This is a genomic window from Kitasatospora sp. NPDC088160, from assembly GCF_044741445.1.
Lineage (GTDB): Bacteria > Actinomycetota > Actinomycetes > Streptomycetales > Streptomycetaceae > Kitasatospora.
In genome coordinates, this window is record NZ_JBIUSS010000007.1 from 58,850 (window position 1) to 79,787 (window position 20,938).

22 protein-coding genes are annotated in these 20,938 nt (G+C 74.8%); 11 read left to right on the forward strand and 11 right to left on the reverse strand.

Annotated elements, in window-relative coordinates; genetic code table 11:
- Window positions 1–129 precede the first annotated feature (129 nt).
- Window positions 130–1,113 (forward strand): pseudouridine-5'-phosphate glycosidase, encoded by a 984-nt coding sequence (locus tag ACIOGZ_RS12520; protein ID WP_363585269.1) that lies wholly within the window; start codon window positions 130–132, stop codon window positions 1,111–1,113.
- Between the two features lie 3 nt (window positions 1,114–1,116).
- Window positions 1,117–1,995, forward strand: coding sequence for a PfkB family carbohydrate kinase (locus ACIOGZ_RS12525; protein WP_363585267.1), 879 nt, complete (start codon window positions 1,117–1,119; stop codon window positions 1,993–1,995).
- Between the two features lie 101 nt (window positions 1,996–2,096).
- On the opposite strand, the gene polX is transcribed toward ACIOGZ_RS12525, so the two are convergent.
- A complete protein-coding gene (polX, locus tag ACIOGZ_RS12530; RefSeq protein WP_400985859.1) occupies window positions 2,097–3,866 on the reverse strand; it encodes a DNA polymerase/3'-5' exonuclease PolX in 1,770 nt (589 codons plus the stop codon).
- A 317-nt stretch (window positions 3,867–4,183) separates the two neighbouring features.
- On the opposite strand from polX, the gene ACIOGZ_RS12535 reads away from it, so the two are divergent.
- The 3 genes from ACIOGZ_RS12535 to ACIOGZ_RS12545 all read left to right on the forward strand — a co-directional run bounded on the left by ACIOGZ_RS12535 (window position 4,184) and on the right by ACIOGZ_RS12545 (window position 7,104).
- The gene (locus ACIOGZ_RS12535; protein WP_363585263.1) at window positions 4,184–4,888 is read left to right on the forward strand and encodes a hypothetical protein; all 705 of its coding nucleotides are present in this window, start codon (window positions 4,184–4,186) and stop codon (window positions 4,886–4,888) included.
- Between the two features lie 114 nt (window positions 4,889–5,002).
- Entirely contained in the window at window positions 5,003–5,692 is a 690-nt protein-coding gene (locus ACIOGZ_RS12540; protein ID WP_400985861.1) for an ArsR/SmtB family transcription factor, read from the forward strand.
- Window positions 5,689–7,104 (forward strand): MFS transporter, encoded by a 1,416-nt coding sequence (locus ACIOGZ_RS12545; RefSeq protein ID WP_400985863.1) that lies wholly within the window; start codon window positions 5,689–5,691, stop codon window positions 7,102–7,104. The genes ACIOGZ_RS12540 and ACIOGZ_RS12545 overlap by 4 nt, the downstream gene beginning before the upstream one ends.
- Before the next feature lie 63 nt (window positions 7,105–7,167).
- Here ACIOGZ_RS12545 and ACIOGZ_RS12550 read toward each other — a convergent pair whose 3' ends face one another.
- On the reverse strand, window positions 7,168–8,397 hold the full coding sequence (locus ACIOGZ_RS12550) for a GNAT family N-acetyltransferase (RefSeq protein WP_400985865.1): 1,230 nt from the start codon (window positions 8,395–8,397) through the stop codon (window positions 7,168–7,170).
- A 110-nt stretch (window positions 8,398–8,507) separates the two neighbouring features.
- Window positions 8,508–9,446, reverse strand: a complete 939-nt coding sequence (locus ACIOGZ_RS12555; protein WP_363631885.1) for a DMT family transporter — start codon at window positions 9,444–9,446, stop codon at window positions 8,508–8,510.
- Between the two features lie 303 nt (window positions 9,447–9,749).
- Here ACIOGZ_RS12555 and ACIOGZ_RS12560 point away from each other — a divergent pair, with 303 nt between their 5' ends.
- On the forward strand, window positions 9,750–10,013 hold the full coding sequence (locus ACIOGZ_RS12560; protein ID WP_063350242.1) for a dsRBD fold-containing protein: 264 nt from the start codon (window positions 9,750–9,752) through the stop codon (window positions 10,011–10,013).
- Window positions 10,014–10,071: 58 nt separating this feature from the next.
- On the opposite strand, the gene ACIOGZ_RS12565 is transcribed toward ACIOGZ_RS12560, so the two are convergent.
- The 4 genes from ACIOGZ_RS12565 to ACIOGZ_RS12580 all read right to left on the reverse strand — a co-directional run bounded on the left by ACIOGZ_RS12565 (window position 10,072) and on the right by ACIOGZ_RS12580 (window position 13,235).
- The gene (locus ACIOGZ_RS12565) at window positions 10,072–10,599 is read right to left on the reverse strand and encodes a hypothetical protein (protein WP_400985867.1); all 528 of its coding nucleotides are present in this window, start codon (window positions 10,597–10,599) and stop codon (window positions 10,072–10,074) included.
- 191 nt (window positions 10,600–10,790) lie between these two features.
- Window positions 10,791–11,678 (reverse strand): alpha/beta fold hydrolase, encoded by an 888-nt coding sequence (locus tag ACIOGZ_RS12570; RefSeq protein ID WP_363631882.1) that lies wholly within the window; start codon window positions 11,676–11,678, stop codon window positions 10,791–10,793.
- A 166-nt stretch (window positions 11,679–11,844) separates the two neighbouring features.
- Entirely contained in the window at window positions 11,845–12,192 is a 348-nt protein-coding gene (locus ACIOGZ_RS12575) for a hypothetical protein (protein WP_363585249.1), read from the reverse strand.
- Window positions 12,193–12,311: 119 nt separating this feature from the next.
- Window positions 12,312–13,235, reverse strand: coding sequence for an AEC family transporter (locus ACIOGZ_RS12580; protein ID WP_400985869.1), 924 nt, complete (start codon window positions 13,233–13,235; stop codon window positions 12,312–12,314).
- Between the two features lie 108 nt (window positions 13,236–13,343).
- Between ACIOGZ_RS12580 and ACIOGZ_RS12585 the strand changes: the two genes are divergently transcribed.
- The gene (locus ACIOGZ_RS12585) at window positions 13,344–13,823 is read left to right on the forward strand and encodes an HD domain-containing protein (protein WP_363620903.1); all 480 of its coding nucleotides are present in this window, start codon (window positions 13,344–13,346) and stop codon (window positions 13,821–13,823) included.
- 290 nt (window positions 13,824–14,113) lie between these two features.
- Here ACIOGZ_RS12585 and ACIOGZ_RS12590 read toward each other — a convergent pair whose 3' ends face one another.
- The gene (locus tag ACIOGZ_RS12590; RefSeq protein ID WP_350879079.1) at window positions 14,114–14,488 is read right to left on the reverse strand and encodes a transglycosylase SLT domain-containing protein; all 375 of its coding nucleotides are present in this window, start codon (window positions 14,486–14,488) and stop codon (window positions 14,114–14,116) included.
- Between the two features lie 541 nt (window positions 14,489–15,029).
- Window positions 15,030–16,625, reverse strand: a complete 1,596-nt coding sequence (locus ACIOGZ_RS12595) for a carboxyl transferase domain-containing protein (protein ID WP_400985871.1) — start codon at window positions 16,623–16,625, stop codon at window positions 15,030–15,032.
- Between the two features lie 290 nt (window positions 16,626–16,915).
- Between ACIOGZ_RS12595 and ACIOGZ_RS12600 the strand changes: the two genes are divergently transcribed.
- A complete protein-coding gene (locus tag ACIOGZ_RS12600) occupies window positions 16,916–17,308 on the forward strand; it encodes a ribonuclease (RefSeq protein ID WP_400333744.1) in 393 nt (130 codons plus the stop codon).
- A 122-nt stretch (window positions 17,309–17,430) separates the two neighbouring features.
- Here ACIOGZ_RS12600 and ACIOGZ_RS12605 read toward each other — a convergent pair whose 3' ends face one another.
- Complete coding sequence (locus ACIOGZ_RS12605) at window positions 17,431–18,249, reverse strand: MOSC N-terminal beta barrel domain-containing protein (RefSeq protein WP_363631877.1); 819 nt, start codon at window positions 18,247–18,249, stop codon at window positions 17,431–17,433.
- Between the two features lie 124 nt (window positions 18,250–18,373).
- Here ACIOGZ_RS12605 and ACIOGZ_RS12610 point away from each other — a divergent pair, with 124 nt between their 5' ends.
- From ACIOGZ_RS12610 to ACIOGZ_RS12620, 3 genes are all read left to right on the forward strand, one after another.
- Window positions 18,374–19,045 (forward strand): helix-turn-helix domain-containing protein, encoded by a 672-nt coding sequence (locus tag ACIOGZ_RS12610; RefSeq protein WP_363585239.1) that lies wholly within the window; start codon window positions 18,374–18,376, stop codon window positions 19,043–19,045.
- Between the two features lie 106 nt (window positions 19,046–19,151).
- A complete protein-coding gene (locus ACIOGZ_RS12615) occupies window positions 19,152–19,334 on the forward strand; it encodes a hypothetical protein (RefSeq protein ID WP_363585237.1) in 183 nt (60 codons plus the stop codon).
- Window positions 19,335–19,479: 145 nt separating this feature from the next.
- Entirely contained in the window at window positions 19,480–20,037 is a 558-nt protein-coding gene (locus ACIOGZ_RS12620; RefSeq protein WP_363585235.1) for a universal stress protein, read from the forward strand.
- A gap of 27 nt (window positions 20,038–20,064) precedes the next feature.
- Here ACIOGZ_RS12620 and ACIOGZ_RS12625 read toward each other — a convergent pair whose 3' ends face one another.
- Window positions 20,065–20,787, reverse strand: coding sequence for an alpha/beta hydrolase (locus ACIOGZ_RS12625; protein WP_400811869.1), 723 nt, complete (start codon window positions 20,785–20,787; stop codon window positions 20,065–20,067).
- Between the last annotated feature and the right edge of the window lie 151 nt (window positions 20,788–20,938).

Consider the following 20,938-nt stretch of genomic DNA (forward strand, 5'->3'; position numbering starts at 1 on the left):
GCCTAAGCCAACCCATAGGTCCGAGCCTATGGAAAGCCCCAGGACTCATTCTGGATTCCGATGCGAACCGTCCATACGCTGAGCGACACGTTGCCCCACCGCAGTGGCATCTCACAGAGAGATCCGACCATGACCGGACTGCCCCCCAGCACCCCCGAAGCCGCCGGCTCCGCGCCGGCCACCCGTTCCGCGCGGGCCATCCGCGTCTCCGAGGAGGTCGCGCAGGCCGTGGCCGACGGCCGGCCCGTGGTCGCGCTGGAATCGACCATCTTCACCCACGGCCTGCCGCGCCCCCGCAACCTGGCCGTCGCGCTGGAGGCCGAGCGACAGCTGCGCGAGGCGGGCGTCGTCCCGGCGACCATCGGCGTGCACGCGGGCGTGCCCACGGTCGGTCTGAGCACCGAGCAGATCACCGAACTGTCCGCGACGGACGGCCTGGACAAGGTGAGCCTGCGCGACCTGCCGGTGGTCGCCGCGCTCGGCCGCCACGGCGGCACCACCGTCGCGGCCACCGCCTTCCTCGCCCACCGGGCGGGCATCCGGGTGTTCTCCACCGGCGGCCTCGGCGGCGTCCACTTCGGCGCCTCCGAGAGCTTCGACGAGTCGGCCGACATGACCACCCTGGCCGCCACGCCGGTCACCGTGATCAGCGCGGGCGTGAAGTCGATCCTCGACATCCGGGCCACCCTGGAGCGCTTCGAGACCTTCAACATCCCGGTCATCGGCTACCGCACCCGCAAGTACCCCGGCTTCTACGTCACCGACTCCGGCCACGAGATCAACTTCAGCGTCGAGTCGCCCGAGGAGGCCGCGCGGCTCATCGAGGCCCGCGACCGCCTCGCCCTGCCGCAGGCCGTCCTGATCGCCAACCCGGTGGACCCCGCCAAGCAGCTGCCGCCGGAGGAACTCGACGGCATCCTGGCCCGCGCCTGGGCCGAGGCCGAGCGCCAGGGCGTCACCGGCAACGCCTCCACGCCGTTCCTGCTCGACCACATCCAGCGCGACACCCAGGGCCGCAGCCTGGAGGTCAACGTCGAGGTCTACCGGGGCAACGTCCGGCTCGGCGGCCAGATCGCGACCGCGCTGGCGGCCGCCGCCCGCAGCGGGGCCTGACCCGTGCTGGGGGTGCTCGGCGACCTCGTCGAGGACATCGTCGTCTGGGTCGACGGCCCGCTGCGGCACGGCACCGACTCCAGCGCCCAGGTCTTCCGGCGGCGCGGCGGCAGCGCGGCGAACGTCGCGAGCTTCGCCGCCGGTCAGTACCCGGCCCGGTTCATCGGCTGCGTCGGCGCCGACCCGGTCGGGGACGGCGTCGTCGCCGAGCTGACCGGGCACGGCGTGGACGTACGGGTCGCCCGGCGCGGCCAGACCGGCAGCATCGTGGTCCTGATCGACCAGACCGGCGAACGGACCATGCTGCCCGACCGCGGCGCGGCCAAGCTGCTGGACCGGGTGCCGGACGAGTGGCTGGCCGGCCTGACCCACCTGCACGTGCCCGCCTACTCCTTCGACGGCGATCCGGTCGGCCGCTCCGCGGTGGACGCGTTGGCGCGGGTCCGACGGGCGGGTGGCACCACCTCGGTGGACGCCTCCTCGACCGGCATGCTGGAGCAGTACGGGCGGGAGCGCTTCCTCGCCCTGCTGGCCGAGTTGGCGCCGACCTTCGTGTTCGCCAACCGGTCCGAGGCGGAGTACCTGGGCCTGCTGGTGGGCGGGCTGCCGGGGCCGGAGCGGGCCCGGCTGGCGGCCACCACCGTGGTCACCAAGGCGGGCGCCGAGGCGACCACCGTCGACGTGCCCGGGGACGCGCCGTTCACGGTGCCCGTGCCGCCGGTGAGCGAGGTGCGCGACCTCACCGGCGCCGGGGACGCCTTCGCGGCGGGATTCCTGGCCGGCTTCCTGGAGGCCGGCGACCTGCACCTGGCCGCCGGCCTCGGGCACCGCAGCGCGGCCCGGGTGCTGGCCACGCCGGGGGCCTCGTTCGCGGAGCGGTGACCTCGGGGAGGCGTCGGGGTGGGCTCGGGGCGGTGTCGAGCTGACCATAGGGTGGGCGGCCCTGTGCCCGGGGGCCGCCCACCGGGTGCCCGGCGGCCCGTTCAGCGCAGCGCGTCCTTGCGGAGGAAACGCTTCAGCCGCTGCCAGGGCCAGGTGTTGATCACGTCCTCGGCGGTGAGCCAGCCGCGCTGCGCCGTACCGATGCCGAAGCGCGGGTAGGCGAGCTGCCCGGTGGCGTGGGCGTCGCTGTCGATCGCGAAGCGGACGCCGTGCCGCTTCGCCCGCAGGATGTCCTCGTCACGCAGGTCGAGCCGCTGCGGGGAACTGTTGATCTCGATCGCGGTGCCGGTGCGCGCGGCGGCCACGAACACCGCGTCCAGGTCGACGTCGATCGGGCCGCGGCGGCCGATCCTCCGGGTGGTGAGGTGGCCGATGACGTGCACGTGCGGATTCTCGCAGGCGCGGATCAGCCGGCGGGTCTGGGCGGCCCGGTCGGCGGTGAAGTGCGAGTGCACGGAGGCCACGCAGACGTCGAAGCCGGCCAGGAACCCGGGCGGCCAGTCCACCCCGCCGTCCGGGCCGATGTTCAGCTCGGTGCCGTGCAGGAGGCGCAGCTTTCGGTGGCGGTCGGCGAGTCGGCGCAGCCGCTCGCGCTGGGCGAGCACCTTCTCGTCCGTCATCCGCTGCATCACCAGGTCCGGTGCGTGGTCGGTGACGGCGTAGTAGGAGTAGCCGCGGGCGGCCGCGGTGTCGATCATCTCCTCCAGGGTGGCCAGGCCGTCGGTCAGGTCGGTGTGCGTGTGCAGGTCGCCGCGAAGGTCCGACTCCTGGACCAGATCCGGGAGTTCACCGCGCAGGGCGGCCTCGATCTCGCCCCGGTCCTCGCGCAGCGGCGGCGCGATCCACGGCAGGCCGAGTGCCGCGTACACCTCGTCCTCGGTCGCGGACGCCACCTTGGCGCCGTCCGCGCCCTCGCCGTCCGTTTCCTCGCCGTCCGCTCCCTCGGCGGCGGTCCGGAACAGGCCGTACTCCGAGAGCTTCAGCCCGGCCCGGACGGCCATCGTGCGCAGCCTGATGTTGTGCGCCTTCGATCCGGTGAAGTAGACGAGTGCCGCGCCCCAGTCCTCCTCCGGGACGACCCGCAGGTCCACCTGCACGCCCCCGGTGGTGCGCACCGAGGTCTTGGTCGGACCGCTCGCGATCACCTCGGCCACGTACGGGAGTCCGGTGAGCGCGGCCATCAGCGGGGCGGAGTCGGCGGCCGTCGCCAGCACGTCGACGTCGCCGACCGTCTCGCGCATCCGGCGCAGCGACCCCGCGCACGCGCAGCGGGTGCAGCCGGGCACGGCGGACAGCGCGGCGACGAGCTGCTCGGCCAGTTCGGTGGCCGCGTCGAGCAGCGTGCGGCCGCCGGAGCGCCGCAGCAACTCGATGCCGTGCAGGATCTTCTCGCCGCTGCGCTCGCCGAAGCCCGCCACGCCGGACAGCCGGTCGGAGCGGACCGCCTCGGCCAGGTCGTCGACGGAGGCGATGCCCAGGTCGCGGTAGAGGGCGAGGGCGCGCTTGGGGCCGACGCCGGGCACGGCCGTCATCTCCCGGACCCCGGACGGGACTTCGACGCGAAGGGCCTCCAGGGCGGTGATCCGCCCGGTGGTGAGGTACTCGGCGACCTTCTCGGCGGTGGACTTCCCGACGCCGGGGATCTGCTGCAGGCCCTTGGCGTCCAGGCCGGCGACGTCCTCGGAGTGGCCGCCCACCGCGCGGGCGGCCTTCTCGTAGGCCCGCGCCCGGAAGGCGTCCCCGCCGGTGATGTTGATCAGGTCGGCGTACTCCTGGAGCAGCTCCCGCACCTGGTCGTTGAGCCGGGGCATGGGGCCAGTCTAGGGGGGTCTCCGGGCTCCGGCCCGGGCGGCGGACCTCCGGGCGGGCGAAGGGAGTTCGTGAGGCCCGGCCCGGGGTCGGCGGCGCCGCGTCGCGGGCCCGCGGCGGGCCGGAGCCCGGGCCTGCCCCGCCGGTCGGCGGGTGTGGCACCGGCCGACCGGCGGGGGTGGTGCCCGGTTCGCGTCCCGGAGCCGGATTGTCACCCGAACGAGTGAGGTGCAGGCTGACAGCAGGGCCTGGGAAGCGGCCCGCGCCGGTCGGCCGCGGTACTGATGACGGCCGCCGGCGATGCGTGAGGGGCAGGGCGATGGCAAGCGGGAAGCTCTGGGGCTATGTCGCATCGGGGGCCAGGGCACTCGGCGCCCTCGGCGGGCCGGGTGGCCCCGGCCGTACGGGCGGGCCCGGCGGCGTGGTGGCGGGCGAGGAACCGGGACCGTTCCGACCGGGCGAGATGGCCGGGCCCCGGGAGCTGTCCCGGCCGGAACTGGAGCGCGTCGAGTGGACCGGCCGGCAGGCCGGCTGCGAGCCGCAGGCACGGCACGTCCAGGTGGCCGAGGTGGTCCGCAAGGTGGTGCGCGGCGGCGGCCGGGCGGCGGCGGTGACGACCCGGCTGGCGCCGGGGCTGCCGGTGGTGGCCGCGGACGCCCGGCGGCTGGAGGCCGCGCTCGCCGGCCTGGTCGACCACGCGATCCGGCGCAACCCGCCCGGCGGGCGGGTGTTGGTCCGCGCCGAGGTGGCGGGCGGGCCGGGCCCGGCCGCGACGGCCCTGCGGGCGGCCGGGTTGAGCGGGGCGGCGCGACCGCGCGGGCGGGTGGAGATCCGGGTGGCCGACCGGGGGTCGTCCGAGCTGCCCGGGGCGCGGGAGTGGCTGCTCGCGGGCGCCCGCGCCGACGGGCCGGTCGGGCCCGCCGTGCACAGCCTGGTGCTGGCGGCTGGCGGGCGGCTGGCGGTGGAGGCCACGCCGGGCGGCGGGCTGACGGTGGTGCTGCTGCTGGTGGTCGCGCACGACTGACGGAAGGCCGGCGGACGGTCGGCGTGCGGCCCTTCGCGACCCTCTTGCTCACCGCAAAGACATCTTCGCAAAAAACCCTTTGCAAAGATGTCTTTGCGGTTCTACGCTCCTGCCATGACCGATGAACGCGGCTGGATGCACAGCGATGACCCCCACATCGTCCTCACGGCCAAGGGCATGCGGGCGATGGCCCACCCCGTGCGCATGCAACTGGTCGGGCTGCTGCGCAAGCACGGCCCCTCCACGGCGACCAGGCTCGCCGAGCAGCTGGGGCTCAACTCCGGGGCGACCAGCTACCACCTCCGCCAGCTCGCCGCCGCGGGCTTCGTCGAGGAGGATCCCGAGCGCGGAAACGCCCGTGAGCGGTGGTGGCGTTCGGCCCACAAGTTCACCGTCTGGACGGGTGACGACATGGCCGACGAGGAGCCCGACACGGCCGTCGGCTTCCTCCGGTCCGTCCTCACCGCCCACGCCCTGACCGCACAGCGGTCGGTCGACGCCTTCGAGACGATGCCGCGGGAGTGGCGCAAGGCGGTCGGCCTCAGCGACGTGCTGTTGCAGCTCACCCCCGAGGAGGCCGGGCAACTGGCCGCTGAGCTGTCCGCGGTGGTGCGGCGCTACCGCGCGCTGGACGCGGAGGGGCCGGCCCCGGAGGGCACCGAGCGGGTCTCCGTGGTCGTGCACGTGCTGCCCGACGCGAGCGTCGGCACCGGCGCTGGTACCGACAGTGATATCGACAGCGACACCGGCGCTGGTGCCGACAGTGACACCGACACCGACACCGGTGAGGCGGGGTCCCGATGACCACCGTCGCCGACGCGCCCGCGCGTAGCCTCCGGCCGCTGGTCGGGGTGCTCTCCGCGATGGCCGTCTCCATCACCGGGACGCGTGTCTCGGCCATCGCCCTGCCCTGGTTCGTCCTGGCCACCACCGGCAGCGCCACCATGACGGGCCTGGTCGCCTTCGCCGAGATGGCGCCGTACGTGCTGGTCAAGGCGCTGACCGGGCCGCTGGTCGATCGGCTCGGGCCGCGGGTGGTGTCCTGGACGACGGACTTGGTGAGCGCCGTCGCGGCCGGGCTGGTCCCGCTGCTGCACGCCTTGGGGCTGCTGCCGTTCGGGGTGCTGCTGGCGATGGTCGCGGTGATCGGCGCGATGCGCGGCCCGGGGGATCTGGCCAAGTCGGTCATGGTCCCGGAGGCCGCCGACCGCGCCCGGGTGCCGATGGAGCGCGCCACCGGTCTCTCCGGCGTCACCGAACGGCTGGCTTCCACGGTCGGCCCGGCGGTCGGTGGCGGGATGGTCGCGCTGATGGGCCCGCTGGCCGGGCTGGCGCTCAACGCCGCCACCTTCGCCCTGGGGTCCCTCGTCATCGCCTTCGCCCTGCCGCGCGGGATGGGGCGCGCGGCGGCCCCGGCATCCGCCGGCGAGCAGGCCGCCGGGGCCGAGTCCGAGGCCAAGTCCGGGGCCGAACCGGTGGGTTACTGGCGGATGTTCCGCGAGGGCTTCACCTTCCTGCGCTCCGATCCGCTGCTGCTCACCGTGACGGTGCTGGTCGGCATCACCAACCTGCTCGACGCCGGGTTCATCACGGTCCTCCTCCCGGTTTGGGCGCGGGAGTCGGGGAACGGCCCGGCCGCCATCGGCCTGACCGGCACCGCCGGGGGGATCACGGCGGTCGTCGGCAGCCTGATCGCGGCGGCCGTCGCCCACCGGCTGCCCCGCCGGACGGTGTTCTTCGCCGGCTTCCTGCTCGTCGGGGCCCCGCGCTTCCTGGTGCTCGCGTGCGGCGCGCCGCTGTGGGTGGTGCTCACGGTCTTCGCGGTCGGCGGCTTCGGCGGCGGTTTCCTCAACCCGATCCTCGGCGCGGTGCTCTTCGAGCGGGTGCCCCGCCACCTGCTCGGCCGCGTCCACGCCCTCGGCGACTCCCTCGCCTGGGCCGGTATCCCGCTCGGCGGCCTGCTGGCCGGCGCAGCGGTCGGCCTCGTCGGGCTGATACCCACCCTGGTCGCGGGCGGCGCCCTCTACTTCGCCTCCACGAACCTGGCCGGGTTGCGGCCGGAGTGGCGTGAGATGGACCGCCGGCGCGGCCGGACGGGCACTGCCGACGAGGCGAAGCCCGAGCCGGGGACAGGGCCCGAGCCCGAGCCGGGGACAGGGCCTGAGCCGGCGACGGAGCCCGAGCTCGCGCCCGCGTCGGTCCCGGCGCGCCCGTAGGCCTGTCGCACAGGGGCGGCGAGGCGAGCGTGCGGCCGGAACCAGCCGGTCAGAACCAGTCGGTCAGAACCAGTGCAGGCAGTGCGGGGCGCGCTCGGCGCTGAAGAGGGCGTCGGCGAGGGCGGCCGCGCCCGGGCGGTGGGCCCGGATGTGCCCGGCGCGCACCAGCGTGCTCGGGGTGGTGCCGCCGAGGTAGACCGAGCCCAGGTCGCTCACGTCCAGGGACAGGTCGGGCTCCCGGTCCGTCGGGACGCACTCGGCCTTCCCGTCCCGGACGGTCAGCAGGTAGCGGCCGTGCTGGCCGAGGAACGGGTCGTCGACGTCGAGGACGAGCTCGCCGTCCACGAACCAGCCGCGCGAGGTCAGCGCCCGCGGGACGTCCAGCAGCCGCACCCAGAGCCAGTCGGTGCTGCTGCTCCCCTCGCCGGCGTTGAAGTCCGCAAGCTGCCAGCGCAGCGGGTGGTCGGACGGAACGTGCTTGAACACGACCTGGGAGACCAGGTCGTGTTCGAGCGCGAACCGGGCCAGGGCCGTGGCGACGGCGTCGTCGGTGGCGATGGTCTCGTCGACCGTCAAGGTGCCGTCGCCGAGCGAGTAGCAGGCGTAGCCGTCCGGGACACCGTCGGCATCCCGGTGGACGGCGACGTAGCGCGACGCCGAGGAGACCGGGGGCCGGCCCGCGCCCAAGGCCCACCAGCGGTGCGGCCGGGACAGTGCGCCGGGCTGTGCGCGGCGGTACCGGTCGTAGACCGCTTCCAGGATCTCGCCGCACTCGGCCCGTCGCAGCAGCTCGATCGAGCCGGTGCCCGGGCCGGGCGCCGCAGTGTCGGCCGTTCCGCGCGCCCGGGGGAGGGCGAAGGCGGCCTGATGGCGCGGCACCGTCAGCCGCTGCGTGTAGGTCGCCGGTCCGTAGCCGAACCTGCGGTAGATCACGGCCTCGGAGGCCAGCAGTACGGAGAGGAACTCCCCGCGGGCCCGAAACTCGGCGAGCTGGCGCTGCATCATCGCGGTGAGCACGCCCTGGCGCCGGTGCGAGGGCAGGACGCCGACGCCGGTCACCCCGCTGGTGGGGACGAGGGCCTCACCGGGCAGGGTGAGCTCGAAGGTGTACGCGCCGGCGGTGCCGACGGGCCGCCCGTCCGCCGTCACGGCGAGCAGGTTGCGGTCCATCTCGGTCGCCGACCACCAGAGCCCGCCGCCGTCGGCCGGGGTCTCCGGGAAGAGCCCGAACGCGGCATGGAGCGTGTCGACGTAGACGTCGAGGTCCTGATCGGTTGTCGGACGGATCTCCATCGTTACCGCTTCCTCCCCTGGATGACGACGGCACCACGGCCCGTGTGCCTCGCCACAGTGCAGCGTTGACCCGTGGCCCGGTCAAGCGAATTACGCTCCGGCACCGGTGGTCAGGCCGGACCGTTTCCCGGACGGCCTCCGGGGCCTTCCTCGGGCCGCTCGTCCTCCGGTGGCGCCCCGACGCTCTCCGGGGCTTCGCGGACGCTGCCCGGCATCGCCGGGTGGCGGCCGATCACGATCACCCCGACCACGATGGCCAGCAGTCCGGCGGACTGCCAGGCCAGCGCACCCGGCGTGACCCGCAGCCGGTCGCCGAGGAAGCCGACCGCGCAGGCGATCCCGGACAGCGGCTGGGCGGCGGTCAGCGCCGGCAGGGACATCCGCAGCGGCGCGGCCTCGAAGGCGCTCTGCACCAGCAGCAGCCCGACCACGCCCGCCGCCACCACCGCGTACGGCTGCCAGCTGCGCAGCACCGCGTCCAGCCCGCTGTGGTCGAGGCGCTGGGTGGTGGTGCGGGTCAGCGCGTCCTGGAGGCCGTAGAGCAGACCGGCGGCGAGGGCCAGCAGGGTGGCCTCCTCGAACAGCGGCAGCCGCCGGGCCAACGAGACCAGAAGCAGGGTCAGCCCGACCACCGTGCCGACCACCAGCCAGTGCCGCAGTTCCCCGGCGGGCGCACCGCCGCCGGTGGGCCGGCCGGCCACGATGAACGCCGTCACCCCGAGGCCGAGCAGCAGCACCCCGGCCCAGCCCGAGCGGCCGAGGGTCTGGCGGGTCAGCACCCGGGAGAGCGCCATGGCGAACAGCAGGTTGGTCGCGAGCAGCGGCTCGACGAGCGAGACCTCGCCCTGGTTGAGGGCGAGCGCGGACAGGATCAGTCCGCACACCATGAACCCGGTGCCGAGCAGCCACTCGGGCATCCGCATCAGGTCCAGGAGCAGCCGCCAGTGCAGCAGGTCGGCACGGGGCGCCCGCTGCGCCGCGTGCTGCTGGAGAACGAAGCCGAGGCCCAGGCAGCAGGCGGCGCCGAGGGCGAGGAGGAAGACTGCCACGGAGGGACCACCCGGTTGTCACTGCCCGCGCCGCGCCGGCGGGTCCGGGTTCGGTCGGCGGTCGCGGCGCGCTTCCGTCAGCGTACCGCCGGGGCGGCGACGCGGCCCGGCCGGCGGCGGAGAGCAGCCGCGGCCGGGAGACCCGTGGTGGGGGAACTGGTTCCCGGTCGGGTCCGCAGCCCCGGGCCGGGCCCGCTTGCCGCCACGGGCCGGACGGGCGCACGCTGGTGTGAGCGGCCGCCACGGCTCACCGTCCGTGCCGGTCCGGACAGGCGCGAGGGGGCCGCTGCCAGGAGGTGTGGCATGCACAACCAGTGGGACGTGGAGCTGAGCTTCGAGGAAGACGGAGTGCACACGGCGTGCGAGGCCAGGCTGACCGGTGCGCGGGCGCCGGGCTTGCGCGCCCACGGGGAGTCGATGAAGAGCACGGACGACCGCCCGCTCGCCAGGATCGGTGAGGAGGTCGCGGCCTCCCGAGCCCTGGAGGAGCTGTCCCGCAAGCTCAGGGCGCAGGCCACCGGGGAGATCGACGACGAAGGACACCGCCCGGGGTACCTGATCTACTGACCCCCGCCCCCGTCGGCCGTCCCGCGCTCGCACGGGACGGCCCGGGACCACGCGGACGTCAGGACCAGGGGTTGGCCGGCTGGTCGTTGATCGCCGTCCAGAACCGGGTGCCCGCCGGGAGGGTGCCGGCTGCCCAGAGCGACCAGCCCTGCCCGTCGTGGAACTCGGCCATTCGCCAGCCGGCGCCGAAGGAGTCCTCGCAGAGCCCGTCGGCGTCGTCCCGGTTGCTCAGGTCGGACCCGGCCGTCGGGGCCGTCGCGGCGACCTCCCCGCCCGCCCAGCTGTGGAAGCCGGCGGTGGGGATCCCGGTGGGGGCCGGGCGGCCGTCCTGGTGGAGGCAGAGCACCGGCAGTTCGGTGTCGGCGGCGGTGTCCCCGAGGTAGGGGTTGCTGGCGCCGTCGGTGCCGACGTGCACCACACCGGCGCGCTGTTCCAGGGCGGTCCAGGTCAGCCCCGGGTGTTCGCCCGCCGAGGCGGCGACGGTCGGCCCGTCGCGGTCCACGGCGGGCGCGCTGCCCGGGGTGACGGCCAGCGCGGTGAGCGCGAGCACCGCCGCGGGGGCGAGGCGTCGGACGAACGCGGGCATGGCTGCTCCGTGAGGTGTGAGTGGGCCGACGTGGCGGTGTCAGCCTGCCAGCGCCAAGTCGAGTGCGGTACAAGGGATTTGGCGACGCTGGCGAGTTCGGGCCAATCCGTCGCCGGCGGCTTGTGCGCAGCGGCCGGGCAGGGCCGGTTCGCCGCGGGCGTGGCGCCCGTGCCGTCCGAACGGCCCTGCCGTCAGCCGCGGGGGGCGGCGAGGAATCCGGTCAGCCGGGCGTTGACCTCCGCCGCGCCCGCCATGGGCAGGTGGTGGTGCGAGAGGCCCGGCAGGACGGCGACCGTCGCCTCGGGTAGGGCGCGGCGGGCGGCCTCGGCGACCCGGGGGGCGTGGTGGGTGCGGCTGTGTTCGGCGAACAGGGCGAGGGTCGGGGTGGTGAGGGAGCGCAGCCGGTCGAGGCCGGGGCGGGGGCCGGTGACGACGCGGGTGGCGGGGAAGTCGGCGTATCCGAGGGCGTAGACCTCGCGCCAGCCGGGGTCCGGGCGGGGGCCGTCGCCGGCCTCCCAGTCGAGGTAGGCGCGGGCCCGGGCGGCGGTGCGGCGGGGGAGGAAGAGCGGCAGGGCGTGCAGCAGGTAGTCGGGGCGGAAGCCGGCGAAGCACTGGGTGGGATCGAGGAGGGCGAGTCGGCCGACCCGGGCGGGCGCGTGCAGGGCGTACTCCAGGGCGATCCAGCCGCCGTGGGAGTGGCCGCAGAAGTCGGCCCGGGGGAGGCCGAGTTGGTCGAGGACGGCGTCCAACCAGCCGAGCAGCCCGGGGACGCCGGCGAGCGGGGCGCCGTCGTGGACGCTGCGGCCCGGGTCGCCGATGAGGTCGGGGGCGAGGACGCGGTGCCCGGCGGCCGTCCACGCGGCGACGTTGGCGAACCACATGGTGGAGGTGGCGCCGCCGCCGTGCAGCAGGACGAGGGGGCGGCCGTCGGACGGGCCGCAGGCGTTGATCCGGGTGGTGCCGTGGGGCGTTCGGACGGTGAGGTGCTCGACCTGGACGGGCCAGCGGGCCAGCAGTGCGTCGTAGGCGGTGAGGAAGGCGGCGGTGCGGGCGGGGGAGGGCGTGGTGCGGGCGGACATGATGGGACTCCGCGGGGGTGAAGGCAGCGCCCGGCCGATCTGCGGGCGCTGATCCAACTGGTGGACGCCTCCCGGGCCGGCCGGGTGGTGACCCCGGCCGGCCCGGGGAGGCGTTGGGATCGAACTCGGCGGGCACCACCGGTCTGGGGGAGTGACCGGCGGGGTGTCAGAACCAGGTCTCGCCGTAGTGCGGCCCGGGGTGGTCCTCGCGCAGCAGGCAGATGTTGGGGTCGCGCGGCGGCTCCGGCCCCTCGTACGGGCCGACGGCCGGGCAGCGCGGCCCGACCTCGACCAGGTACTCGGGCCAGGACGCCCAGTGCAGGTCGAAGCCGACGCCCTGGACCAGCGCGGAATGGGTGCCGCCGTGCCCGCCGGCGAGGTCGCAGCGCAGGCGCGGATCGATCAGGAAGGCACCGCGCGGAACGGTGTTGTAGTGGTCCACGTCCGTCTGCGGCAGCGTGACGACGGACGGACAGTGGTGGAACTCTGCGGAACGAAGGTCCGGTTGGCTCATGGGCGCCAGCATTCCACCGGGAGTCCGACGAGGGCCCCGGTTCCCCGCTTTTGTACGGCTCGCGGGGGACAACTGTCGTGCCGTGTACGGGTGGTCGTCACCTCTCCGGAAGGCCTCGGCTACGCGGCGAGGGACCAGCTGATCACCGACAGGGTCGCCATCGACGCCAGGGTCGACCAGAGCACCGAGTCCCGGGCGAGCCCGGTGCCCTGGCCGTATTCGCGGGCGTAGACGTAGACGTTCTGCGCGGTGGGCAGGGCGGAGAAGAGCACCACGGTGAGGAGTTGGTGCGCGGGGAGGTGGAGCAGCGGGCCGGCCACCGCGAAGGCGACCAGCGGCTGTATCAGGGTCTTGACCGCGACGGTCAGCCCGACCTCGGCGTGGCGCGAACGGCCGGTGGCCGGCGGGCGGTTGTGCAGCGACATGCCGAGGGCGACCAGGGCGGTCGGCACGGCGGCGCCGCCGAGCAGTTCGCAGGAGCGGTTCAGCTCGGCGGGCAGGTGAAGCCCGCAGGCGGAGGCGGCGGCGCCGAGCGCGGTGGCCAACAGGATGGGGTTGCGCAGTGGCAGGGTGAGCAGGGCCCGGCGGCCGGCCGCGCCGCCGTCGAGGACGGCCAGCACCGCGGGCGTGACCACCAGGATCTGGAACAGCACCACCGGTGCGACGAAGGAGGCGTCACCGAGGAGCTGCATCGCCACCGGGATGCCGAGGTTGGCCGAGTTGACGTACCCGCAGGCCATCGCGCCGATCGCCAACTCGCCGGTCTTGCGCCGGAACAGCAGGCGCCCGGCGAGCAGCCCGAGGCCGATCGAGACGACGGTGCTGGCGGTGAAGGCGAGCATCGAGGGGTTGGCGAAGTGGTCCAGCGGGGTGCGGACGATCATCAGGAACAGTGAGGCCGGCATCGCCACGTGGAAGACGAACCGGTTGAGCACCGGCTCCGCGTGCGGCCCGAGCAGCCCGGTCCGGCCGACCAGGTAGCCGACCCCGGTCAGCGCCCAGATCGGGGCGAATCCGGACAGCAGGGGGTGCAGGGATGGCATGGTTCCTCGGATCGCTCGGACGGTCTGCCGGGTGGGCCGGGGGTCTCCCGCCCCGGGGCAGTAAACCAGTGAGCGTGAACGGGGAGACCACGGGCCTACGATGAGCCGATGGAGCCCGAGAACGCGCCGATGGAACCCGAGTACCTGAGCCTGGCCGAGGTGGAGGCGATCGCCCGGCGCGCGCACGAGGGGCAGGTCGACAAGAACGGCCACCCGTACGGCGAGCACATCGCGGCGGTCGCACACGGGACGGCCGCGCGCGGTGGCAGCGACGCCCAGATCGCGGCGGGCTGGCTGCACGACACCGTCGAGGACGACCGGTTGAGCCGGGAGTGGCTGGCGGGGGCCGCGTTGTCCGAGGCCACCAAGACGATCGTGGACGCGCTCACCCGCCGCCCCGACGAGCCGGTCGAGGCGTACACCGCGCGGGTCCTGGCCACGCCGGGCGCGTTGCTGGTCAAGCGTGCCGACCTCGCCCACAACTCGGACCCGGCCCGGCTGGCCGCGCTGGACGCCGCGACCGCCGAGCGCTTGGCCGCCAAGTACGCGCGGATGCGGGAACTGCTCGGGCTCACCGGCGAGCTCTGAGCGACGGGGCGCGGCCCGGGCGTCCGGACGAGCCGGGAGCGGGTCGGGCGAGGCGGGGGCGGGTCGGGCGAACCGGGAGCGGGCCGGGTGAGCCGGGGGCGGGCCGGGCGAACGGCGGGAGGCACCGCGCGACCCGCGAGAGGTGCGTGGGAACCACGAGAGGGCCCGGGCCACGCGGATCGCGCGGGCCCGGGCCCTCTGGGGTCACCCCGGTGATCCCTGTCCGACCCCCGGGGTGAGGGGGGAGTGGTCAGGATGCGGGTGGAGTCCGGTGAGCCGAGGTGGTCGGCTTAGTACCAGTGGTTGGCCTGCCAGAAGGTCCAGGCGGCGTTCGGGCTGCCGTAGCGGGAGTTCATGTAGTCCAGCGCCCACTTGATCTGGGTGGTCGCGTTGGTCTTCCAGTCGGAGCCGTGCGTCGCCATCTTGGAGCCCGGCAGCGCCTGGGCCAGGCCGTACGCGCCCGAGCTGGCGTTGGTCGCGGTCACGTTCCAGCTGGACTCGTGGGCGATGATCTGGCTGAAGGAGGCCAGCTGGTTCGCCGGGACGATCTGGGCGGCCACGGCCTGCGGGGACAGGGTGGCGGCGTTCGCGGTGGCGGGCAGCACACCCGCGCCCAGGGCGGTCAGACCGGCGGCGCCGGCGAGAATCGCGGCGGAAGTGCGCATACGGAGCTTGAAAGTGGGCATGAAGAACAGGACCTCAATCGGGTTGGGCCGGGTCACGCCCCGCCTTGGACCATGGCCGGACAGGGGCCGAAATGGTCGTGGGGCGTGACCTGGCAGTAAGTCGCTACCGGCGGGACAGGTGCCGGTGCGGCTGACGACTGAGCCATTGTTGGCATGCCGGATCGGGCGTCGCCAAGACCCCCTTGTTACGACCCCCGGTCGTACGGGGGGTGGCCGCCGTGGATTCGAAGGGTCGGTTGCGCGGAGCGCGCCGACCGGCGGTGACCTGCGCGAACGCCCCGTCGGCGGGGCGGGGCGCGGGTGCCCGAGGCTTGCCACTATCGCCCGTCGTGGACCGCATTCCGGTGTGAGCGCACTCACCGTTTGGGCCGCTGAGGCCGTCACCCGCCGGTCTGCCGCCGGCACGTTGGGTACAGACGATCTCGCCGCCGTTGAGACCGGCGCCACACCCGTGGGGGCCCGGGGGAGACCGTCGGGCCCCGGCTGAGATCGGCTGAGATCGGCGGGCCCCACCGGGGGTTCAGCGGAGGTCGCCGAGCCGGCGGTGACGCAGGGCCCGCGCCGCGAGGCGGTCCGGCTCCGGCAGCGCCGCCAGCCCGCCGAGCGCGGCACCGACCGCCCGTCCCAGCCGCGCGCAGAACGCCTCCGGCTCGTCCGCCGCGTCCGGCCGCTCCTCGACCACCTCGTCCACCAGCCCGACCTCCGCCAGGTGGCCCGCGCCGATGCCCTGGGAGCGGGCCAGCTCGGCGGCGTGCCCGCCGTCCCGGTGGACGATCGCGGACGCGCCCTCCGGTGGCAGCGGCGCCAGCCAGGCGTGCCCGGCGGCGAGCACCCGGTCGGCCGGGAGCAGCGCCAGCGCGCCGCCGCCCGAGCCCTGGCCGAGCAGCACCGCCAGGACGGGCGTGCGCAGCGCCAGCAGGGTGGTCAGGCAGTGCGCGATCTCGACCGCGATCCCGTCCAGCTCGGCCTGCGCGGACAGTTCGGCCCCGGCCGTGTCGACGACCGTGACCAGCGGCAGCCCCAGTTGCTCCGCCACCCGCGCGGTGCGCCGGACGGCCCGCAGGTCGGCGGCGGTGAACGGGCGCTCGTGCTCCGGGGTCTGCCGCTGCTGGCCGACCACCAGGACCGGCCGACCCCCGAGGACGGCGAGGGCGCGGACCAGCGCGCCGTCCCGCCCGCCGGGGGCGTCCAGCAGCACCAGTTCCTCGGCGGTGTGGCGCAGCAGCTCGCGGGTGCCCGGGCGGTCGGGGCGACGGGTGCGGCGGACGGAGTCCCAGGCGTCGGGGTGTTCGGCGGCCCCGTCGGGGGTGGGGTCGGGAGCGAGGCCGGGACCGGGGGCGCCGGTGCCGCTGGTGTCCGTGCTGCCCGGGGCGGGCGCGGTGGTGGCGAGGACGGCGAGCGTGCGGCGGACCAGTTCGCGCAGGTCCTGCGGCGGTACGACGGCGTCCACCAGGCCGCGTCCGGCGAGCGTCTCCGCCCGCTGCACGTCCGGGGGCAGTTCCACGCCGCGCAGTTCCTCGTACACGCGCGGGCCGAGGAAGCCGAGCCGGGCGCCCGGCTCGGCGAACACCAGCTGGCCGAGCGTGCCCCAGGAGGCGAAGACCCCGCCCATGGTCGGGTTCCGTAGATAGGTGAGATAGGGGAGACCGGCCGCGCGGTGCGCCTGGACGGCGGCGGTGATCCGCAGCATGCACAGGAAGGCCGCCGACCCCTCCTGCATGCGCGTCCCGCCGGAGACGGGCAGGGCGAGCAGTGGCAGCCGCTCGGCGGTGGCGCGCTCGACGGCGCGGGTGATCCGCTCGGCGGTGGCCACGCCGATCGAGCCGCCGAGGAAGCCGAACTCGGAGGCGACCAGCGCCACCGGCCGCCCGCCGACCAGGCCGGCACCGGTGAGGACGGCCTCGTCGAGACCGGTGCGTGCGCGGGCCCGGTCGAGCGAGGCGCGGTAGCCGGGGTCGGCCTGGTCGGTGGGCGGGTCGGCCGGCGGCTCGTCCCAGCCCTGGAAGGCGCCAGGGTCGACCAGCAGTCCGATCAGCTGCCGCGCGGTCAGCGGCGCGCCCGTGGCTGTGGCCGGGTGCGGTCCCGTGCCCGCGCTCGTGTTCGTCCCCGTGTTCATGCCCACCCCGTCAGCGGTCGTTCCGGTCCGACATGATCCGTCACTCTATGCGGCGCGACTGGAGCGGGGAGCGAACGTGAGGAAGCTGTGAGGAGCCGACAGCGGTCGGGTTGCTAGTTCGACGGCGGTCGACCCATGGGGTGTCCGGGCGGTTCGTGGACGGCGCCGGCCGGGCTCGGGTCGGAGCTGGGATACAGCTCAAGTCGCTGGTCAGACAGGTGAGTTACCCGTCGGTTAATAGTTTGTCGCAGGGCTTCCGGAGTTGTCGGTGGCTGGTCACACTGGTGGACATGACCCGCACTCTACGCGCGTGGAAGACCCGCGCTGCCGCCGTCACCGCCGTCGCCCTGATGACCCTCGCGCCCGTCGCCGTCGCCACCGAGGCGCACGCCGACGTGAGCGGCACGGTGTGTCTGTCCGCCCTCCCGCCCGAGGCGACCGACACCCTCAACCTGATCGCCACCGACGGGCCGTTCCCGTACTCCCAGGACGGCGTCGTGTTCCAGAACAGGGAGCACGTCCTGCCCAGCCAGTCCAACGGCTACTACCACGAGTACACCGTCATCACGCCCGGTGCCCCGACCCGCGGCACCCGCCGGATCATCACCGGTCAGGCGACCCAGGAGGACTACTACACCGGTGACCACTACGTCACGTTCTCGCTGATCGACCAGGGCTGCTGACACGCGCCCCACGCCCCTCCCGGCCCCGGCGCACGTCTCCGCCGGGGCCGCCGGAACGACGGGCCCGCCGGATCGCCGAGGGGCGGCCCCCCGCCCGCCCCGGCGGCCCGCCGCGACCGGCCTCAGAGCTCGGACGGCCCCCAGGCGTCCACCACCAGCTCGTCCCCGACCCGCAGCGTGCCGGGCCGCAGCACCGCGAACTTGCTGCCGAACGCGACCCCGCCGACCGCCGCCCGGCGGTAGCCGGCCAGCGTCCGCAGCGGCTCCGGACCGGCCTTCGCGCCCGTCGACTGGTCGACCAGCGTCACCGAGCAGCGGATCGCGAGCTTGGCATAGGCCAACTCGGCGCCGCCCACGGTGATCCGGCGGGCCAGGTCCTCGGTGTGTGGTTCGTCCCAGCCGTCCACCACCAGGTTCGGGCGGAACCGGTCCGCCGGCACGGGGAGTCCGCCGCTCAGCGCGTTGAAGCGCTCCAGCGACGCGCGGGACAGCAGGTGCACCGCGCAGCTGTCGGCGTAGCCGGACGTGCCCGGCACCAGCCCGTCGGTCACCCGGTCGTGCTCCGGCGGCACCCGGACCAGCCGGCTGCGGACACCCAGCACCCCGGACAGCCAGCCGGCCACCTCCTCGCCCTGGTCGATCCCGAAGAACGGGGCGCCGAACAGCTGCACCGCCCGGCGCGGACCCTCGGTGTCCACGGCGACGGTCACCGGCTCCACACCCGGGGCGTCGAGGGTCAGCCGGCGGCCATCCTCCCCGACCGTCGGGCGGACCGTGGCCAGCAGGCGGTCCCGGCGCTGGGAGCGGAACACCCCGTCCTCGTCCACCACCATGAACGCCCGGTCGTGGGCCAGCCCCGCCGGAGTCAGCTCCGCCCGCGCCACCTCGACCCCGGCGCACCCCTTCACCGGGTAGTACCGCAACTCCACCACTTCGGCCATGGCCGCCCCCTCGACTCACCGCGGCCCCTCGCGAGCCGCTCCGGACCCCTCGCGGAATCAACGCCTCCGTAGGGTAGTTGACCGCCGCCCGACCACCCGCCCCCGGGATTGCTAGGGTCGGGACATGGCACCGAGCAGCGCGAACCCCCCGGGAAGGCTCCGGCGCGACGCCCAGCGCAACCGCGACCTGCTGCTCGCCGCCGCCCGCGGCATGTTCTCCCGGCACGGCCTCGACGTCCCGCTGGACCAGATCGCCAAGGAGGCCGGCGTCGGCAACGCCACCCTCTACCGCCACTTCCCGACCCGCGAGGCGCTGATCGGCGAGGTGTTCGCCGACGCCGCCGTCGGCCTGGCCGGGGCCGGCGAGGAAGCCCTCGCCGCCGAGGACGCCTGGACCGCGCTCGAACACTACTTCGAGCGCATCTTCGAACTCGTCGCCGCCGACCGGGGCATCAACGACCTCGTCACCCAGGCCATCCCCACCATCCCCGGCATGATCGAGATCAGCCGCCGGAACGCCGCCACCGTCGGCGCCCTCATCGCCCGCGCCCAGGACCAGGGCACCATGCGGCGCGACGTGGTCACCATGGACCTGCTCTTCCTGCTCGGCCCGCTCTGCCGCGCGCTGCCCGCCACCACCGACCTGCGCCCCGACCTCTGGCGCCGCTACCTCGCCCTGCTCCTCGACGGCTTCCGCACCCAGGCCACCCACCCGCTGCCGGTCCCCCCGATCGGGGAGGAACACCTGGACCGGATGTTCGCCGACCTCTGGGAAGCCGAACCACCGGAGGGATAGGCAAGCCGTTTCACACCGGGAAACGGTCGGCCTTCACCAGAGTGCCGTGACGAGGATGGAGGAGGATGTCCGGACTGCCCGTTGCGCTGCGGAGAGGTCACTGACGATGGCTGCGTACGTGCTGATTCCCGGGGCCGCGTCCGGCCCGTGGTACCGGCACCTGCTGGAGGCCGAACTGCGCCGGCGGGGCCACGACGTGGTGGCGGTGATGCCCGGTGACCACTGCCCCATGCCCGGCCACCCCGCAGCGCTGGCCGACCACCTGGAGGCGTACCGGACCGCGTCGTAGCGACCCCGGGGCATCAGGGACACGTACGGAACACCCGCGCGCGCGTCAGAGGCGTGTCAACGGGCGCCGGAGGTGCGGTGCCGGCCCGCTTTGCTGGAGGACGACAGCACAGCACGGCGGTACGGACCGAGAGGCGGGGCGCACCATGGCGGACAGCGAGATATCCGGCGCGGACGGGGCAGCGGAGCGGGCCGACCGCGCGGGCCGGATCGTCGTCGGCGTCAGCGGCTCGCTCGGCAGCCTCGCCGCCCTCCACCACGCCGTCGCCGAAGCCCACCGCACCGACGCCGAGGTCCTCGCCCTCCTCTGCTGGACCTCGCCCGGCGAAGAGATCGGCTACCGCCGCACACCCTGCCCGGCCGCCATCACCGCCGGCCGCGACGCCGCCGTCGCCCGGCTCCGGCAAGCCCTCGACGAGGCCTTCGCCGGCCGCTACGCCGGAGTCCGGCTGCGCTGCCAGGCCGTCCGCGGCGACACCGGACACACCCTGGTCCGCTTCGCCGACCACCCCGACGACCTGCTCGTCCTCGGCGCCGGCAGCAGCCGCGGCTGCCTCTCCCGGGCGCTGCGCCCCTCCGTCACCGCCTACTGCGTCCGGCACGCGAGCTGCCCCGTCCTGGCCGTCCCCCGGCCGCCGCTGCAGCGCGACCTGGAGGCCATGGAACGCGGCCACGGCCTGCGCTCCCTCGTCGCGGGGCGGTAGGCCGCGCCCTGCCCGCTGTGCCGCTACCTACGACAGCCCGGCGGCCTCGGCGAGGACGGCGGCGGTCCGGCGGCCGGCACGCAGCACCGCTTCGGCGGTGGTGGGGAGGCAGCGGTCCGCCTCGGCGTCGTACACGGTCATGATGACGCCCGCGTGGTCGGTGGCGGGTTCGAGAACCCGTACCGCGGACATCTGCTTTGTCAGAGCAGCGCTCAGTTGCCGGGTGTGCTCGATGTCCAGCACCCCGTCCTCCGTGCCGTGGACCAGCCAGAGCGGGACGGGAGAGGGCTGCTCGGCCAGCAGGTCGAGAGGGGCGTCCCCGGTGGTGATCGCCAGGCGGGCGTAGCTGGAGGAGATGCCGACGGCGGCGATGGGACGCCGCTCGGCGGGGGTGTCGGGGTGGGTGGCCACGGCTATGGCCTCCCGGCCGCCCAGCGACCAGCCGGCCAGGACCAGGCGGTCCGGGTCCCCGCCGTACGCGGCGGCGGTGCGGCGGGCGTGGGCGAGCGAGGCGAGCAGCTCGGCGCGGCCGCCGTCAGGCCGGTCGGAGCGCCAGTCCGGGACGAGCACCAGCAGGCCGAGCCCGGCGGCCTCCCGGGCGAGCGGCCGCAGCACGTCGCGCTCGTCGGGGCCCCGCCCGTGCCACAGCAGTACGACGGGCGCGGGCCCGGCGGTGTCGGCGGGCGGGCGGTGCACGTCCATGAGCCGTCCGTCGGCGTACGGGGTGGCCTCGGGTTGAGCGCTCGTCATGCGGGGTTCGCCTCCGGTTCGGTGATTGATCACGGAGCTGGTACTGTACTTCTCGTCGCGAGGGAGATGATTCCTCGTCAGGCGTCAGTGGTGCTACCAGAGCACGTCCTACTTTCAGTAGGAAGAGTCCGTGCGATCCGGGCCTGGCGCT

Coding starts and splice junctions, on each gene's coding strand:
- ACIOGZ_RS12540 (WP_400985861.1), top strand. CDS start 5,003: ATGACCGATGAACGCGGCTGGATGCACAGCGATGACCCCCACATCGTC.
- ACIOGZ_RS12570 (WP_363631882.1), bottom strand. CDS start 11,678: ATGTCCGCCCGCACCACGCCCTCCCCCGCCCGCACCGCCGCCTTCCTC.
- ACIOGZ_RS12520 (WP_363585269.1), top strand. CDS start 130: ATGACCGGACTGCCCCCCAGCACCCCCGAAGCCGCCGGCTCCGCGCCG.
- ACIOGZ_RS12550 (WP_400985865.1), bottom strand. CDS start 8,397: ATGGAGATCCGTCCGACAACCGATCAGGACCTCGACGTCTACGTCGAC.
- ACIOGZ_RS12565 (WP_400985867.1), bottom strand. CDS start 10,599: ATGCCCGCGTTCGTCCGACGCCTCGCCCCCGCGGCGGTGCTCGCGCTC.
- ACIOGZ_RS12615 (WP_363585237.1), top strand. CDS start 19,152: ATGGCTGCGTACGTGCTGATTCCCGGGGCCGCGTCCGGCCCGTGGTAC.
- ACIOGZ_RS12545 (WP_400985863.1), top strand. CDS start 5,689: ATGACCACCGTCGCCGACGCGCCCGCGCGTAGCCTCCGGCCGCTGGTC.
- ACIOGZ_RS12620 (WP_363585235.1), top strand. CDS start 19,480: ATGGCGGACAGCGAGATATCCGGCGCGGACGGGGCAGCGGAGCGGGCC.
- ACIOGZ_RS12625 (WP_400811869.1), bottom strand. CDS start 20,787: ATGACGAGCGCTCAACCCGAGGCCACCCCGTACGCCGACGGACGGCTC.
- ACIOGZ_RS12575 (WP_363585249.1), bottom strand. CDS start 12,192: ATGAGCCAACCGGACCTTCGTTCCGCAGAGTTCCACCACTGTCCGTCC.
- ACIOGZ_RS12590 (WP_350879079.1), bottom strand. CDS start 14,488: ATGCGCACTTCCGCCGCGATTCTCGCCGGCGCCGCCGGTCTGACCGCC.
- ACIOGZ_RS12595 (WP_400985871.1), bottom strand. CDS start 16,625: ATGAACACGGGGACGAACACGAGCGCGGGCACGGGACCGCACCCGGCC.
- ACIOGZ_RS12585 (WP_363620903.1), top strand. CDS start 13,344: ATGGAGCCCGAGAACGCGCCGATGGAACCCGAGTACCTGAGCCTGGCC.
- ACIOGZ_RS12580 (WP_400985869.1), bottom strand. CDS start 13,235: ATGCCATCCCTGCACCCCCTGCTGTCCGGATTCGCCCCGATCTGGGCG.
- ACIOGZ_RS12605 (WP_363631877.1), bottom strand. CDS start 18,249: ATGGCCGAAGTGGTGGAGTTGCGGTACTACCCGGTGAAGGGGTGCGCC.
- ACIOGZ_RS12535 (WP_363585263.1), top strand. CDS start 4,184: ATGGCAAGCGGGAAGCTCTGGGGCTATGTCGCATCGGGGGCCAGGGCA.
- ACIOGZ_RS12600 (WP_400333744.1), top strand. CDS start 16,916: ATGACCCGCACTCTACGCGCGTGGAAGACCCGCGCTGCCGCCGTCACC.
- polX (WP_400985859.1), bottom strand. CDS start 3,866: ATGCCCCGGCTCAACGACCAGGTGCGGGAGCTGCTCCAGGAGTACGCC.
- ACIOGZ_RS12560 (WP_063350242.1), top strand. CDS start 9,750: ATGCACAACCAGTGGGACGTGGAGCTGAGCTTCGAGGAAGACGGAGTG.
- ACIOGZ_RS12610 (WP_363585239.1), top strand. CDS start 18,374: ATGGCACCGAGCAGCGCGAACCCCCCGGGAAGGCTCCGGCGCGACGCC.